The following is a 15,892-nucleotide window of genomic DNA, read 5'->3' on the forward strand; positions in this document are numbered from 1 at the left end:
TCGGACGACAATCGCTGGGTCACGGGACAGCGGATCGAGGTCTCGGGCGGTCAGGCGATCTGAACCCGTGGCATCGGGTCAGCGCGGCAAAGCGCTGACCTGTTTCTCGTAGGGTGCAGATGGATGATTTACGCTGTCAGGCTTGCGACCAGCATCCCGAGCACGCCCAGCGGGGATCGCAGAGGCCCGGCCAGTCGCGATCGGATTTCGTGCCATGACGAATGCCGGCACGCTCGCCGTTACCATCGCCATCGTGTTTTCAATCCGAAGCGGAAGTGACCCGCCAAAGCGACGATCGCACGCCTGCCGGTCAGAACGGTGCCGGTCCGCACCTCCGAAGTGAACGATTGGGCGCCGTAACGGGAACTGAATCCTGCAACCAACGCATGGGCAACCGTCCGCTTGGCCCCGCATTGTTGGCATTGCTGTTGGGGATTGCCGCGACAAGCCTGGGTGATCGGTCTAGGGAACTGTATCGTAGCGAGATGCCCGCCTCGATCGGCAGCTACGGGCCGATTTCGACAGTGCCTTGGACTACGCAAAGGGCGGATATCTGAAATATTCTTCCGTTAGTGATTGTGGTGCAGGGGCCACCGAATCGCGTACAGACAATCCAACCCAACGAAAGCGAAAAGTTGGGTTTCGGAGTAGATTGAAAAAATGAGAATCAACGTAACATATTACTACCAATCTGTTTTCTGCAAAATTTTGGGGCCTAAGATGGGAGCTGAACGTAAGTCTGGGAGTGTTTGATTCCACCTCGAACACTCGCCTGCTCAATCGGGCAACAAGGTTCGCATGGACTCACCCAAGGAGCTTTCCGAGTCGGGCTCCAACGCCTTTGACATTCCAGCGTTGGGCGTCAGAAACTTAGGCAAATTCAGCCCTGTCACACGACCAATACCCAGATGTCCCTCCATTGCGATGTAATGGCCCAGCCGAGGCTCCGGCCCAGCGCCTTTTGCTGGTGGAATTTGTTCACCAGCAGAAGATGGACCCATGACCACTTAGCTTCACCTATCTTCATCGAAATGGAGCCAGTCGCTTCTGCCGTGGTAGCCGAAATAGAAAAAGGGCTCAGGCATCTCTGCCTAAGCCCTTGAAATCTATGGTGGACCCAGAGCGATTCGAACGCCCGACCCTCAGATTCGTAGTCTGATGCTCTATCCAGCTGAGCTATGGATCCATCTTGCGGCTGCGTTTAGCCCCACCTGTCGGGCATTGCAAGGGTGAATTCGCACCTGCTTGCAACTTGATGCGCAATCGGTGTCTGAACCTTGCGGCATGCAGCGATCAAGCGGTTGGACCGATGGATTTTGGCAGGTGGATCAGGAACTCGGTGCCATCGGCATCCGTGCGAGCCAGTTCCAGCCGCCCGCCGTGACCACGGACCAGTTCGGCGGCAATCGCAAGGCCAAGCCCGATGCCACCCTTGCGCGCGCCGCCCTGGAACGCCTCAAACAGATGTTCGCGCGCCTTTTCTGGCAATCCGGGGCCAGTATCCCCGACCCTGATCCACCATTCGGCTGCGGTCTCTCCAGCCGAGATTTCGATGCTGCCTTCGGCCCCGGTCGCCTCAATCGCCTGCCGGGCGTTGCGCACAAGGTTCGACAGCACGCGGAACAACTGGTCATAATCCGCGTGGATCACCAGAGTTTCAGGAACTTCGATCAGGCAGGTCACCGGGCCTTCCCCTGCCAGACCCTCGCCCTCGGCAACATCATCGGCCAAGGTCGCCAAAGCCACTTCGCGCAGTTGTGGTGCAGATTCTTCAGCCTTGCCGAACGCCAAGGTTGATTCGCACAGCGCTACAGCGCGGGCAATCGATCCGACCAGCTTGGGTGCGGCCCGCGCCACCATCGGATCTGCACTGCCCTCGATCCGGTCGGCGAACAATTGTGCCGTGGTCAGGATATTGCGCAGATCATGGCTGATCTTGGCAACCGCGCCGCCCAGCTGCGCCAACCTCTCCTTTTGCCGCAAAGACCCGATCAGTTGCGTCTGCATCGCATGCATCGCCTCTTCGGCATCGCGCAACTCCACCACCGAGGCGGTCGGGGCGATCACCCGGCGGGCATCCTCGGGGGCTTCGGCATAGGCGGTCATATGGTTCACCACCCGACGGATCGGCAGCACGATCAGGCGCTGCACCGCCAGGAACAGAAAGAACGCAGTCACGCCGGAAATCAGCGCCGACAGCAGCAAAATACGCCCGCCATAATCCAGCATCGCACTGCGCAAAGGCTTGGATTCCATCGTGATTTCGATCAGAAGGCCCGCCGATTGCACCGGATAGCCGATCACCCGGATGATCTGGTCATCCGGGTCCAGCAGGCAAGCAAACGCGTCGCGGATCAGCTCCCACGGGCCTGCCTCGCGCAGATCGAAGGTGTCCGAGATCGGCTTGGGGATCGGCGACGACAGCACCAACTGGCGCACCTCATCGCGGCGCAGCACGACGTTGTAGACCTCGGCATTGGCCAACAGCTCTTTCTCCAGCGCGGGGGTCACCATATCCTCGGCGGCAAGCTGCGCCAGCGAGGCGATCTGGGCTTTCTCCAGCCGTAAGGTCAGAAAATCGGCACGAAACCGCGCGATCGAGGGCACAAAAATCAACACCTCGGCCAGCATGACAAAGACCACAGTCAGCGTCAGAAACCGCCCCGACAGGGTGTTCAGAAATCCGCCCCGCCTTGCTGACACGTCTTGGGTCATCCTCTGCGCACAAATATCCTCTGGGGGTCTGCGGGATGAAAACCCCCAGCCTGCCCGTAATCCCAGCTTAAGGCAGCAGCCGCTGCACCAGCCGCACCACTCGCTTCACGCCCATGTTATCAAAGAGTTTCGGTGAGAAATAGGCCCCCGCTGCACGCTTGGAAATCTCGCCGCGCGTTGGGTAGGGCGCGATCATTCCGGCCACCGTGCCGACCTTCATGCCCGCGCTCATCGCCAAAGCCCAAAGCCCGATCAGCTCGCCCGCCCCCGCACCGACAATGGTAACACCCACAGGGCGGCCCTTCAGCAGCATCAGCTTCAGGAAACCTGTGGTTTTGCCTTCGGTCACCGCGCGGTCGTTGTGCAGAAACTCTTGCCGCAACACCTGCACGCCCGGATGGGCGGCGCGGGCCTGGGCTTCGGTCAGCCCGATCTGCGCCAGTTCGGGATCGGTATAGGTGACCATCGGCACCACGGTCGCCTGCTTGGCGGGCAGACCGAACAGCACTTGTTTGATCACCACACCCGCATGCGCCCCCGCAACATGGGTAAACTGCAAGCCACCCGCCACATCGCCCACCGCATAGATCCGCCGGTTGCTGCTGCGCAGATTTGGGCCGACGGTCACACCCTTATCGGTGTAGGCCACACCCGCAGCCGATAAATTCAGTCGCGCGATTGCGGACGTTCGCCCGGTGGCCACCAGCAGATGCGATCCTGTCACCGTGATGCCATCGCTCAGCACAGCCTCTAACCCTTGTGCAAGGGCGCGCAAACGGACGATTTCACAGCCCTCCAGCACCGCCACGCCCTCGTCACGCAGAGCGGCCAATACCACGGCAGAAGCATCAGGATCATCGCGGCCCAAAACCCGGCTGCGGGCAATAACCGTGACGGCGCACCCCAAGCGGCGATGCGCCTGCGCCATTTCCATCGCAACCGGACCACCGCCAAGGATCAGCAAATGCTCGGGCCGCTCGGTCTGCGCGAAAATCGTCTCATTGGTGAAATAGGGGATCGCGTCCAATCCCGGCACCGGCGGGATCGTCGGATGTGAGCCGGTGGCGATGACAAACCGCCGCGCACGGATGATCTTGCCGCCTGCCTCCACCTCACGCGGGCCGGTAAAGCTGGCATAGGCGCGGATCACCTGCACGCCAAAGTCCTCAAACCGTTCCTGACTATCCACAGGCGCGATCTGGGCTATGACTGCCGCGAGCTGCGCTTTCACAGCGGCAAAGTCGATCTGCGGCTCAGCCCCCTGTACACCCGGCGCGCCCCTGCGGATCGCCTGCGCCGCGCGGCCCGCCGCCAACAGCGCCTTTGACGGCACACAGCCGTAGTTCAGACAATCGCCACCCATCGCGGCACCCTCGATCAGCACCACCTTTGCGCCCATCTGTGCCACCCCTGCCGCAATGGAAAGCCCGGCCGAACCCGCGCCAATGATGCAGAGATCCGTCGAAATCCGCTCCATTCAGCGCCCTTTCTTCCATTGTTTCAGCAGGATAGGTAAAGCCGACAACGCCGCAAGCCCCAGCAGAGGCAACAACACCGGGGCGCTGAAGATCACCCCCAGATCTGGCCGCTCGCCGCGCGCAAACACTTCTCCCAGCCCCACCCCAATCGAGGTGAACACCAAAGCCCCCGGAATAATGCCCAGAAAGGTGGTGGCTGCAAACGGCCAAAGCCGCACCCCCACCATCGCAGGCAGCAGATTGGCCAGCACGAATGGCAGCGCGGGCACCAGACGCATGATGAACAACGCCGACCATTGGTTTTCGCGCAGCGCGGTTTGCAGACGCGAGGCCGACCCCGCCTGCAAACGCGCGGCCAAAGCCGCGCCAAAGCCCGCGCGGGCGGCAAGAAAGATACAGACAGCGCCGATGGTCGCGGCACATACATTGTAAAGCGTGCCGGGGAACATGCCAAACAAGAACCCGCCGGTTAGCGTCGCGACCGTGGCCCCCGGCAGGCTGAGCGCGACGATGACGACATAGACCGCAACAAAGCCCAGACTTGCCAGCAGAAAATGCGCGTCGCGATACGCCAACAGCACGGCCCGATGTTCAGCCAAAGCCTCAAACGACAACTTGTCGCGCAGAAAAACCGCCCCTGCGACAGCGGCGCAGAGAATCAGCAAAATCGGGGCAAGGCGCGCGCATCGTTTCATGGTCTTCCTTTACGCCAAGATGAGCGGAACGGTCCGCGGGCACCAGCGGTCTCACGCCAGCTTGATCAGGTTTGGGAAATCGGCGATCTAAAGGCGCGGATTTGTAACAGTTTGCCGCGACTTCTGCGCCAAGATCGGCAAATGTTGCAGAATTCTCGCACCCTGCGCGTTGACTTACCCATGATCCGCCCCTAAAGACCGGGCTTCAAGTTTACGCCGTCGAATCTTCAAGGTTCGCCGTGCCTGTCTGATGGAGACCGCGATGAAGCGCACTTTTCAACCGTCGAACCTTGTTCGCGCCCGCCGTCACGGCTTCCGCGCTCGCATGGCAACCAAAGGCGGCCGCCTTGTGCTGGCAGCGCGCCGCGCCAAAGGCCGCAAGAAGCTGTCGGCTTGATTTCTGGCTGACCTTTCGGGGTCGGACACAGGAGTAGACCATGACACCGCCGAAGGTATCGGACATTGGCCCAACCGCCGAAGCGTCCGAAGCGCCTCCGGCGGTTTCCGTTTGTCTTGAGGTGATGAAGAATCGCCCAGACTATCTGCGCACCGCACAGGGGCGCAGGCAAGGTACGGGCAGTTTTCTGCTGCAGGGGCGCGCGCGTGGCGACGACCTCGCGCTGGTGCGGATCGGCTTTACGGCCTCAAAGAAGATTGGCAACGCCGTGGCCCGCAACCGTGCCAAACGGCGGATGCGGGCGTTGGCGCGCGAGGTGTTGCCAAAGCTGGCGCGGCCCGGTTGGGACTATGTTCTGGTTGCCAAGCCAGAGGCCACAATCTCACGCGATTACAAAGATATGCTGGCTGATCTGGCGCTCGCACTGACTTCGGTTCACAAGGCACGGCCATGACCCCGCTGGCGCGCATTGTGGCCCTGCCCGTGCGCGCCTATCGGCTGGTGCTGTCGCCCTGGGTCGGTCACGGCTGCCGCTTTCAACCCACCTGCTCGGCCTATGCGATGGAAGCGCTGGAGCGGCATGGCGCCGCCAGAGGCAGTTATCTGATGGTGCATCGCATTTGCCGCTGCCATCCTTGGGGCGGTCACGGCTATGATCCGGTGCCCGGCGCTGACCCCGAGTTTGACGCCAAGCGCTAGGTGAAGGCTGGTCCCTGTGCCGCAGATGGTTAACAAACAGTAGAACAATTAGAGAAAATGCTTTGCAACTTCAGGATGAGGATTAACCTTCCGATCATGCAGTTTGCCTAGTCTCGGCCCCATCGGGGTGCGCTGCCCCGCATCAGATACAGGGCCGGGCCGATGGTTTCACGTTTCTTGACCGCACTTTCGACAGGTTTTTTTCGCATCGGTGCGCTGCTGCGCAGGCCGGAGACCTTCGTGTTCCTGCCAGCCCTCACCCTCGCCGCCTTCTGGCTTGGCGGTGAGCGGGATTTGATCCTGATGGCACTGGGGGCACCGCTGCTGTTTGCGATATCTGGGGCCGTGCAGCCATTGGAAGGCACACCTGATCAGCCCCAAGTGCTTGAGGGCCTGTCGCTGCGCGCGCAGATCGTCGGCACATTGGACAATACCTTGCGCGAATCACACATCAGCGGGCGCACAACCGCCTGCTTGGTGCTGCAATTCGACTTAGCAGAGCGGATTGTCGAACAACATGGCCGCACCGCACAGACCGAGGTGTTGGCACGCTCTGCCGAACGGATCTGCGCCTCGTTGCGCTCGGGGGACGTCGTGGCCCGGCTAGAAGGCGGCGGCTTTGCCGTGGCGCTGGCCCCGGTGCGACGGCTGGATCTTGAAACAGTGGTGCAGGTGGCCGCCCGGCTGCAATCAGCACTATCGGCACCGATCAGCCTGAACGCGACGCGGATTTACACCACGTGTTCGATTGGCTTCTGCCTGGGCACCCGCGCGCCCGAAGCGACCGGCGCCAGCCTGTTGAACGCCGCCCAGATCGCCGCAGACGACGCGCTGCGGCACGGCCCCGGCGCCATTCGCAGCTATTCGGCAGATATGGCCGCCACCCGCGCCGACCGCGACGCGCTGCGCGAAGAGCTGGAGATCGCGTTGGACGAGGGTCAGATCCGCCCGCATTTTCAACCGCAAATCTCCACCCATACCGGCGCGATCACCGGGTTTGAGGCATTGGCCCGCTGGTATCATCCCGACAAGGGTTTGATTCCACCCGCGGAATTCTTGCCAATGATCGAAGACGCGGGCTTGAGTGAGCGCTTGGGCGAAGTGATCCTGTATCACGCCCTCTCCGCCCTTGCCCGCTGGGATCGTGCCGGGCTGAACGTGCCGACCGTGGCGGTGAATTTTTCGTCCCCCGAACTGCGTAACCCGCGCTTGGCGGAAAAGCTGAAATGGGAACTGGATCGCTTTGATCTGCAGCCCAACCGCCTGACGATTGAAGTGCTGGAAAACGTCGTCGCCCAAACCGACAACGACATCATCGTCTCGAACATCGCGGCCCTAGCGGCTTTGGGGTGTGGCATTGATCTGGATGATTTTGGCACCGGCCATGCCTCGATCACCTCAATTCGACGGTTTGCTGTGCGCCGCATCAAGATCGACCGCAGCTTTGTGACCCGGCTTGATGAAGACCGCGAGCAGCAAAAGATGGTGGCTGCGATCCTGTCGATGGCAGAGCGGCTGGGCCTGGAAACTTTGGCCGAGGGCGTGGAAACCCCCGGGGAACATGCCATGCTGTCACAATTAGGTTGCGGAGATGTGCAAGGCTTCGGCATCGCGCGTCCGATGCCCGTCGATGAAACGATGGAGTGGATCGCCCGTCATCGCGCCAAGGTAGGGGCGATTCCACGGATCGGCTCACGCGCCCGCTAGGGGATAATCGCCGCGCACACTGCAAATTGCGCGGCAAACCCCGTGCCAAGGGCCGCGAACAGGGGAAAACCGCTTGACCTTTGCCGCACCCTATCGTTGAACCACGCCTGACCCTGAACAGGAATGGTGCTTGTCCCGATGGACGATCAAAACAAGAATCTCATCCTCGCAACCGTGCTCAGCTTTCTGGTGATCCTTGGCTGGTTCGTCGCAGGCCCGATGCTTTTCCCGCAATGGTTTCCAGCTGAAACCCAAGCGCCGCTGACCCCGGTTGCCGCCACGCCCGAGGCTCCGGCCGCTGCGGCGCCGGCAGGCACCGTGGCCTCTACCGAGCCTTTGCCGGAAGCGCCGCGGCTGACCATCGACACCCCGAAACTCTCGGGCTCGATCTCGATGCTGGGCGGGCGTTTTGATGATCTGTCGCTGAAAACCTACCACGAGACGATTGAGCCGAATTCACCCACCGTCAAACTGCTGTCGCCCGTCGGCCAGACCACGCCGTATTATGCGGTATTCGGCTGGGCTCCGGGTGCAGGCTTGACTGCCGAGGATGTGCCGGGCGCTGCCACCGAGTGGAAAATCGCTTCGGGCGGGACCCTTTCCGTAAGCAAGCCTGTGACATTGCAATGGGAAAACCCCAAGGGCCTGAAGTTCCTGCGCACCATCGCCGTGGACGAGGATTTCATGTTCACCGTGACAGATTCAGTGCAAAACACCGGATCTGCGGCGGCAAACCTGTATTCTTACGGCCAGATCATCCGCCAGGGCTTGCCCGCGTTGCAAGGCATCTATGTCGTGCACGAAGGTTTGGTACGCCGCACAGATGGTGGGCTTGAGGAACTAAATTACTCCAAGTTCGCGTCGATGACGCCGAATGAACGTGAGGGTTATCCGGCGGAAGTGACCGAGGCCACGCAGGATGGCTGGATCGGCTTCACCGACCACTACTGGATGACCACTCTGGTCCCCGAGCAGGGTAAACCCTACACGGCGGTTGCGAAGTATTTGCCCGGCTCTGACATTTATCAGGCCGAAGTGCGCCAGCCGCTGATGACAGTCGCCCCCGGTGCGACGATGGAAACCACGACCCGGATGTTCGCTGGTGCCAAAGAATGGGAAGCCATTCGCGCCTATCAGGACAAAGCGGGCATCCCCGGATTCATCGACTCGATCGACTGGGGCTGGTTCTACTTCCTGACCAAACCGATTTTCTCCGTGCTGCACTGGCTGCATGGGCTGATCGGCAACATGGGTCTTGCGATCATCGGCCTGACCTTCATCCTGAAACTTCTGGTGCTGCCGCTGGCCTATAAATCCTATGTCTCGATGGCGCGGATGAAGGAATTGCAGCCCGAGATGGAGGCGCTGAAAGAGCGTGCCGGTGACGACAAGCAAAAGCTGCAAAAGGAAATGATGGCGCTGTACAAAGAGCGTAAGGTCAATCCGGCGGCGGGCTGTTTGCCGATCTTGATCCAGATCCCGATCTTCTTCTCGCTGTATAAGGTGATTTTCGTCACCATCGAATTGCGGCAAGCGCCATTCTTCGGCTGGATACGTGATCTTTCCGCACCCGACACCTCGTCGATCTACAACCTGTTTGGCCTGCTGCCTTGGAGCTCACCCGAACCGCACACGCTGCTTGCCACCATCTTCATCGGTGTGCTGCCGATCCTGCTGGGCATCACGATGTGGCTGCAACAGAAACTGAACCCGGCACCCGCCGATCCGGTGCAGCAGCAGATCTTTGCCTGGATGCCCTTCGTGTTCATGTTCATGTTGGGCGGATTTGCCAGCGGTCTGGTGATTTACTGGATCACCAACAACACCATCACCTTCGCCCAGCAATATCTGATCATGCTCAGCCACGGCCACAAGCCAGATCTGTTTGGCAACATCAAATCGGGCTTTAAGAAGAAGGCCGTTGAGGTCGCCAAGAAATGACCGGGCGGTTGGCGGATATCTATCGCCACCCCATCAAAGGACACGGACGCGAGGCCCTCGCGTCCGTTCGTCTTTTGGCGGGGGAGTGTATGGCGTGGGATCGGCATTGGGCGGTGGCGCATGAGGCGGCCAAGCTGGTTCCCGGTTGGAATCGCTGCGTAAACTTTGCGCGTGGCGCGAAGGCCCCGGCCCTGATGGCGATCACCTCCAGCCTGGATGAAGCCACAGCCACCGTGACCCTGCACCATCCTGAACGTGGCGAGATCACGTTTCGCCCCGATGATCGTGCCGATCTGCCGCGCTTTCTGGCATGGGTCGCCCCGCTCAATCCAGCCGAGCGTGCGCAGCCGATGGCGATTGTCACTGCGGGGCGCGGCATGACCGATACCCAACTTCCAGCGTTGTCGATCCTTTCGACCGCCTCGCTTGCGGACCTGTCCGCGCGGATGGGGATTGCGCTGTCGAAAGACCGGTGGCGCGGCAATCTTTGGCTGGACGGGGCGGCACCTTGGGCCGAATTGGGCTGGGTGGGCAAACATCTGGCAATCGGCGGCGCGGTGCTGCGGATTGAAGAACGCATTGAACGATGCAGCGCCACCACCGTTGATCCTGAAACTGGCCGACCAAATGCGCCAACGCTGCAAGCGTTGAACCAGCATTTCGGCCATCAGGATTTTGGCGTCTATGGTGTTGTTGTGGAAAGCGGGCCGATTGCGGTCGGCGATGAATGGAGATTGGCATGACGAGCCTGCAATTCACTTTGGCCCCCGAGCCGGAATTTTCCTCGCGTGAGGCAGGTCGCCTGCTGTTTGCAGGCCCGGTCGATTTCGTCAAAGGCGTGGTCGCGATGTCGGGCTTGCCCGAGCCGGATCGGTTGGAGGTTTGCTTTGCTGGCCGTTCCAACGTCGGTAAATCCAGCCTGATCAACGCGCTGACAGGTCGCAAAAACCTCGCCCGCGCCTCGAACACGCCGGGGCGGACGCAAGAGATCAACTATTTCGCCTTGGGCGAGATGAACCGTTTCCTCGTCGATTTGCCCGGCTATGGCTATGCCGAGGCGCCGAAGCCGATTGTCGCCAAATGGCAGGCGCTGCTGAAAGCCTATCTGGCGGGGCGGCAAACCCTGCGCCGCGCGTTTGTTTTGATCGACACCCGGCATGGCGTGAAAGCGGTGGATGAGGAGATTATGGATCTGCTCGACCGCTCGGCTGTGACGTTTCAAGTCGTGATGACCAAGATGGACAAGGTTTCTGCGGCGGAGCGCGATGCCAACATCGAGCAGGTCAAAGGCGCATTGGCCAAGCATCCGGCGGCCTATCCTGAGCTGGTGGTGACCAGTTCGGAAAAGGGCGATGGCATCGAAACCCTGCGGGCGATTATCGCGACCTTGGTCTAGCAGGCGATTTCTGCGCAGAAATCGTGCCCGGAATTCGCGCGAATTCCGGTTTCAGACGTGCTGACCACCGTTGATCTGAATCTCGGTGCCAGAAATGTAGCTCGATTGTTCCGAACACAGGAACCAGATCGCATCAGCGACCTCTTTCGGCTGGCCAAGGCGGCGCATCGGCAGTTGTTCGACGATTTTATCTGTGCCGGGCGACAGGATCGCGGTTTCCACTTCCCCCGGTGCAATCGCGTTCACCCGCACGCCGAGCGGGCCGAAATCATGCGCCATCTCGCGGGTCAGGGCAGCAAGTGCTGCTTTAGAGGTGGAATACGCGGCCCCGGCAAAGGGATGCACCCGGCTGCCGGCAATCGAGGTGACGTTCACGACCGAGCCTTTCGCGGCAGCGAGTTCGGCTTGCAGGCCTCGGGCGAGGATCACAGAGGCGAAGAAGTTGACGTGGAAGACCTGACCCCAAGTCCGCAGATCGGTCTCCAGCGTGTTCAGCCGCTTGCCGCCCTCACCTTTCGGGGAGATTCCGGCGTTGTTGACCAGCGCGTGCAGCTTTCCGTTCAGTTTGGCCTTGATTGTCTCCATCGCGGCGATGGTTTTGTTGGGGTCCGCGAGATCAATCTGGATGTGGTTTTCCTCGCCCCCCGGCCAGGGGCAGCGAGCGTCAAAAGCCTGACGCGAGCAGGTCAGCACCCGCCAGCCTTCGGCCCCGAAACGTTTGACGGTGGCATGGCCGATTCCCCGGCTGGCTCCGGTCAGGACGAGGGTTTTCTGCTCGGGCATGGTGGCCTCCTTGGCTGCGGCCAAGCTAGGGCATTGAGGCGCGAATGCAAGAGTGTCCACGCGTGGCCAAGAAGCCCGCTCAAATCATTTCAATCACTTAGCCGAGGGCCATTTACCGAAATTTAAGCTTTGCCCAGACACAAAAGCTTTGCTTGGCAGGGCGGCGCAAAGGGGCTATCAGGCAAAAAATCCTGGAGTCTTCCTCATGCAAAAGCAGACGCTGACTATGACCGATGCCATCAGTACCGCAAAGATGCTGTCCGAGGCCCTGCCCTATCTGCAACGCTTTGAGGGCGCTGTGGTGGTGGTGAAATTCGGCGGCAATGCGATGGGCGACGATGCCGCGATGGCGGAATTCGCCCGCGATGTGGTGCTGATGCGGCAAGTGGGCGTGAACCCGGTTGTGGTGCATGGCGGCGGGCCGATGATCAATGAGATGCTGGCCAAGCTGGGTATCAAATCGGAATTCGTGCGTGGCAAGCGGGTGACCGACAAGGCGACGGTGCAGGTGGTTGAAATGATCCTGTCCGGGCTGGTCAACAAGCGCATCGTGCAGGCGATCATGGATGCGGGCGGGCGCGCGGTGGGGATTTCCGGCAAGGACGATGACCTGATGGTCTGCGTCGCCGATGATCCAGAACTGGGATTTGTCGGCCGCCCAGTCGAGATGAACGTGCAGGTTTTGCGCGATTTGTACAATGCGGGCATCATCCCGGTGGTGGCCCCGGTGGCGACCGGTATGGCCGATAATGAGACGTTCAACGTCAATGGCGACACCGCAGCGGGCGCGATTGCGGGCGCATTGCAGGCGGATCGCTTGCTGCTGTTGACCGATGTGCCGGGGGTGAAAAACGCTGCTGGCGAGGTGATGACGCAGATCACCCCGGACGAAATCCGCCAGATGACGGCGGATGGCGTGATCTCGGGTGGGATGATTCCGAAAACCGAAACCGCGCTGATGGCGATTGAAGCGGGCACGCGGGCGGTGACGATTCTGGACGGGCGGATTCCGAATGCCTGCCTGCTGGAACTGTTCACCGATCATGGCGCGGGTTCGCAAATTCGCTCGACCGTGCCGCGGGTGACACCACGGGTGAAGCGCTAAGCTATTCACATTGGCTTAAATATCCCCACCGGAGGCTGTTGTGGCCAGCGCCGAAGCCTCCGGCGGGAGTATTTCAAAAAGAGCAATTCGCTTTGAGTATCCGAGCGGCTAGATTGGCAGCAGGAGGCTCGGATGAAGTATGAACTTATGCTGCGGGTGTCGGTGTTTCTGAGCCTGTTTGTGCTGTTTGCCGGGCTGGAGGCTTTGGCGCCAAAACGCCGCCGGGTGCTGGGGCGTGGGCGGCGCTGGTTTACCAATCTGTCCATGACGATTTTGAACACTCTGGCGCTGCGCGCGCTCGCGGTGGCTCTGCCGTTTTTGGCGGTGGGGGCGGCGGTGGATGCTTGGTCAATGGGTTGGGGTGTGCTGAACCGGGTGGCTTGGCCGCTGTGGGCTGAGGTGCTGATTGCTCTGCTGATGTTGGATTTTGCGATCTGGGCGCAGCATTGGCTGACCCATAAAGTGCCCCTGTTCTGGCGATTTCACCGCATGCACCACGCCGACCGCGACATGGATGTGACCACGGCCTTACGGTTTCATCCGGTGGAGATTCTGGCCTCGATGGGGCTGAAAATCGGGCTGATCTACGCACTTGGACCGCAGGCGGTGGCGGTGGTGCTGTTTGAGATTCTGCTGAACGGCACGGCTTTGTTCAACCATGCCAACTTGCGGTTGCCTGTGTGGCTGGACCGTGTGGTGCGGCTGGTTTTCGTGACGCCGGATATGCACCGGGTGCATCATTCGGTGATCCGCGCCGAGCATGACAGCAATTTTGGCTTTGCCTTGTCGGTTTGGGACAGGATTTTTGGCACCTATCGGGCGCAACCTGAGGCGGGGCATCAAGGCATGGTGGTGGGGCTGGAATGGCAGGACGAAAAGCCCGCGCGGCTGGGGTGGAGCCTATGGCTGCCGTTTCGCTGAAGCAGATTGAGGCGATGGCGGCGCGGCACCATCTTGCGGTGCTGGGTGGGTTTTGCTGTCAGGACGAGGCGGGATTGCCTGCCGGGACACGCTCGGTTCTGCTGCTGGGGCCTGCGGAACCGGGGTATTGGGCGCATGTGAAAAGCCAGGCGGAATGGTTAGATGGCAAGCCGGACCCGATTGACCGCTGGTCGCGGCGAGTGATTGGGCGGATAGCGTGTGATCTGAGGGCGAAGGCGCTGTTTCCGTTTGGCGGCGCGCCCTATCATCCATTTTATCAATGGGCTTTGCGCACCGGGCGGGTGTGGGACAGCCCGGTGCGGTTGCTGGTGCAGGCGGAACAGGGTTTGATGGTATCGTTTCGCGGCGCTTTGGCGTTGAAACAGCGGGTCGAGGTGCCGGTGGCCGTCTCGCCTTGTGAAGATTGCGCGCGGCCCTGTTTGCAGGCCTGTCCGGTGGGCGCGCTGGATGGGACGGGCTATGATGTGCCCGCCTGTCACGCCTATTTGAACCAGCCCGACGGCGCGGATTGCATGAATTTCGGTTGTGCGGTGCGACGGGCTTGCCCGGTATCACAAGGCTATGCAAGACTGGCGGAACACTCGGCTTATCACATGGGAACATTCCACACATGAAACGCCTTATTTTGACGCGCCACGCCAAGTCTGCTTGGGATGACCCTTTGACGCCGGACCATGACCGGCCCTTGAATGAGCGAGGGAAGGCGGCCGCGGCGGATCTGGGGCAGTGGCTGGCCTCACGCGGGTATGTGCCGCAGAAGGTGTTGTGCTCGGATGCGGTTCGGACCCGGCAGACATGGTCGGGGATCGCGCCGGCTTTGCCTGCGACGCCGCTGATGGAGCTGAAACCGGCGCTGTATCATGCCGGGGTGGACGTGATGCTGGCGGTGTTGAAGCACGCGCAGGCGGACGTGGTGATGATGATCGGGCACAATCCGGGGATCGCCGAATTTGCCGAGAGATTGGTGGCGACAGCACCGCTGAATGCGGAGTTTGGCCGCTATCCTACGGGGGCTACTTTGGTGGTTGATTTCGCGGTGGCGGCTTGGGATCAGATTGAGCTGGGCAAGGGCGTGACGGTGGATTTTGTCATTCCGCGTGAGATGGTGGTTTAGGGCGGTCCCGCGTTGGGACCGTTTAGGGATTACCGTGAGATCAATGCGTTAGCTTGAAACGGTAAGGGTTTGTTAACGAAAAAGGCGCCCAGGGAGGGGCGCCTTTTTGTTTGTGTTGGGTGGTGTTAATGCCCCAAGATCTGGCTGAGGAACAGTTTGGTGCGGTCCGACTGCGGGTTGTTGAAGAACTCGCGCGGTTCGTTTTGCTCGACGATCTGGCCTTGGTCCATGAAGATCACCCGGTTGGCCACCGCCTGCGCGAAGCCCATTTCGTGGGTGACGCAGAGCATGGTCATGCCTTCTTCGGCGAGGCTGATCATGGTGTCGAGCACCTCTTTGATCATCTCGGGGTCGAGGGCAGAGGTGGGTTCGTCGAACAGCTTGATGCGCGGCTTCATGCACAGCGAGCGGGCGATGGCGACTCGCTGCTGTTGGCCGCCGGAAAGTTGGCCGGGGTATTTATGCGCCTGCTCGGGGATTTTCACCTTGCCGAGGAAGTACATTGCGGTTTCTTCGGCCTCTTTCTTCGGCACCTTGCGGACCCAGATCGGGGCCAAGGTCAGGTTCTCGAGGATCGTCAGATGCGGGAACAGGTTGAAGTGCTGGAACACCATGCCGACTTCCGAGCGCACCTTGTCGATGTTCTTGAGGTCGGAGGTGAGTTCGGTGCCGTCGACGATGATCTGGCCCTGCTGGTGTTCTTCCAGACGGTTGATGCAGCGGATCAGGGTGGATTTCCCCGAGCCTGAGGGGCCGCAGATGACGATACGCTCGCCCTTGTTCACCGTCATGTTGATGTCGCGCAGCACATGGAAGGTGCCATACCACTTGTTCATGCCGGTGATCTGGATCGCCACCTCATCCGAGATTTGCATCTTGCTGCGGTCGATTGCGGGTTCTGCCATGATGTAAGTCCTTGA

At 60.7% G+C, this 15,892-nt stretch carries 16 protein-coding genes and 1 tRNA gene; 11 read left to right on the forward strand and 6 right to left on the reverse strand.

Translation table 11 applies throughout. The features are described from left to right. Positions 1-1,109: 1,109 nt before the first annotated feature. From U1A24_RS01715 to U1A24_RS01730, 4 genes are all read right to left on the reverse strand, one after another. Positions 1,110-1,186, reverse strand: a tRNA-Arg gene (locus U1A24_RS01715). Positions 1,187-1,293: 107 nt separating this feature from the next. Beyond that, positions 1,294-2,715, reverse strand: coding sequence for a HAMP domain-containing sensor histidine kinase (locus tag U1A24_RS01720; protein WP_322320273.1), 1,422 nt, complete (start codon positions 2,713-2,715; stop codon positions 1,294-1,296). A gap of 67 nt (positions 2,716-2,782) precedes the next feature. Next, positions 2,783-4,192: a dihydrolipoyl dehydrogenase family protein gene (locus tag U1A24_RS01725; protein ID WP_322320274.1), complete on the reverse strand. Its 1,410-nt coding sequence runs from the start codon at positions 4,190-4,192 to the stop codon at positions 2,783-2,785. Next, positions 4,193-4,888, reverse strand: coding sequence for a TVP38/TMEM64 family protein (locus U1A24_RS01730; RefSeq protein WP_322320275.1), 696 nt, complete (start codon positions 4,886-4,888; stop codon positions 4,193-4,195). 262 nt (positions 4,889-5,150) lie between these two features. On the opposite strand from U1A24_RS01730, the gene rpmH reads away from it, so the two are divergent. The 7 genes from rpmH to yihA all read left to right on the forward strand — a co-directional run bounded on the left by rpmH (position 5,151) and on the right by yihA (position 11,028). Further along, positions 5,151-5,285: a 50S ribosomal protein L34 gene (rpmH, locus tag U1A24_RS01735; protein ID WP_008032609.1), complete on the forward strand. Its 135-nt coding sequence runs from the start codon at positions 5,151-5,153 to the stop codon at positions 5,283-5,285. 40 nt (positions 5,286-5,325) lie between these two features. Next, positions 5,326-5,739 carry a ribonuclease P protein component gene (rnpA, locus tag U1A24_RS01740; RefSeq protein WP_322320276.1) on the forward strand — a complete coding sequence of 138 codons (414 nt, stop codon included), beginning with the start codon at positions 5,326-5,328 and terminating at the stop codon, positions 5,737-5,739. Next, on the forward strand, positions 5,736-5,984 hold the full coding sequence (gene yidD / locus U1A24_RS01745; RefSeq protein WP_322320277.1) for a membrane protein insertion efficiency factor YidD: 249 nt from the start codon (positions 5,736-5,738) through the stop codon (positions 5,982-5,984). Before rnpA ends, yidD begins: the two co-directional genes overlap by 4 nt. A 162-nt stretch (positions 5,985-6,146) precedes the next feature. Next, positions 6,147-7,691: a bifunctional diguanylate cyclase/phosphodiesterase gene (locus tag U1A24_RS01750; protein ID WP_322320278.1), complete on the forward strand. Its 1,545-nt coding sequence runs from the start codon at positions 6,147-6,149 to the stop codon at positions 7,689-7,691. A 138-nt stretch (positions 7,692-7,829) separates the two neighbouring features. Then, entirely contained in the window at positions 7,830-9,632 is a 1,803-nt protein-coding gene (yidC, locus tag U1A24_RS01755) for a membrane protein insertase YidC (protein WP_322320279.1), read from the forward strand. Continuing rightward, the gene (locus U1A24_RS01760) at positions 9,629-10,375 is read left to right on the forward strand and encodes an MOSC domain-containing protein (protein WP_322320280.1); all 747 of its coding nucleotides are present in this window, start codon (positions 9,629-9,631) and stop codon (positions 10,373-10,375) included. The genes yidC and U1A24_RS01760 overlap by 4 nt, the downstream gene beginning before the upstream one ends. Next, the gene (yihA, locus tag U1A24_RS01765; protein ID WP_322320281.1) at positions 10,372-11,028 is read left to right on the forward strand and encodes a ribosome biogenesis GTP-binding protein YihA/YsxC; all 657 of its coding nucleotides are present in this window, start codon (positions 10,372-10,374) and stop codon (positions 11,026-11,028) included. The genes U1A24_RS01760 and yihA overlap by 4 nt, the downstream gene beginning before the upstream one ends. A 51-nt stretch (positions 11,029-11,079) precedes the next feature. Here yihA and U1A24_RS01770 read toward each other — a convergent pair whose 3' ends face one another. Further along, the gene (locus U1A24_RS01770; RefSeq protein ID WP_322320282.1) at positions 11,080-11,811 is read right to left on the reverse strand and encodes an SDR family oxidoreductase; all 732 of its coding nucleotides are present in this window, start codon (positions 11,809-11,811) and stop codon (positions 11,080-11,082) included. A gap of 226 nt (positions 11,812-12,037) precedes the next feature. Between U1A24_RS01770 and argB the strand changes: the two genes are divergently transcribed. From argB to U1A24_RS01790, 4 genes are all read left to right on the forward strand, one after another. Continuing rightward, a complete protein-coding gene (argB, locus tag U1A24_RS01775) occupies positions 12,038-12,916 on the forward strand; it encodes an acetylglutamate kinase (RefSeq protein ID WP_322320283.1) in 879 nt (292 codons plus the stop codon). A gap of 132 nt (positions 12,917-13,048) precedes the next feature. After that, positions 13,049-13,837 (forward strand): sterol desaturase family protein, encoded by a 789-nt coding sequence (locus U1A24_RS01780; RefSeq protein WP_322320284.1) that lies wholly within the window; start codon positions 13,049-13,051, stop codon positions 13,835-13,837. After that, positions 13,819-14,472 (forward strand): ferredoxin, encoded by a 654-nt coding sequence (locus tag U1A24_RS01785; RefSeq protein WP_322320285.1) that lies wholly within the window; start codon positions 13,819-13,821, stop codon positions 14,470-14,472. Before U1A24_RS01780 ends, U1A24_RS01785 begins: the two co-directional genes overlap by 19 nt. Next, entirely contained in the window at positions 14,469-14,972 is a 504-nt protein-coding gene (locus tag U1A24_RS01790; RefSeq protein WP_322320286.1) for a histidine phosphatase family protein, read from the forward strand. Before U1A24_RS01785 ends, U1A24_RS01790 begins: the two co-directional genes overlap by 4 nt. A 125-nt stretch (positions 14,973-15,097) precedes the next feature. Here U1A24_RS01790 and U1A24_RS01795 read toward each other — a convergent pair whose 3' ends face one another. Then, complete coding sequence (locus U1A24_RS01795) at positions 15,098-15,877, reverse strand: amino acid ABC transporter ATP-binding protein (protein ID WP_322320287.1); 780 nt, start codon at positions 15,875-15,877, stop codon at positions 15,098-15,100. Between the last annotated feature and the right edge of the window lie 15 nt (positions 15,878-15,892).

The organism is Cypionkella sp. (assembly GCF_034376685.1).
Lineage (GTDB): Bacteria > Pseudomonadota > Alphaproteobacteria > Rhodobacterales > Rhodobacteraceae > Cypionkella.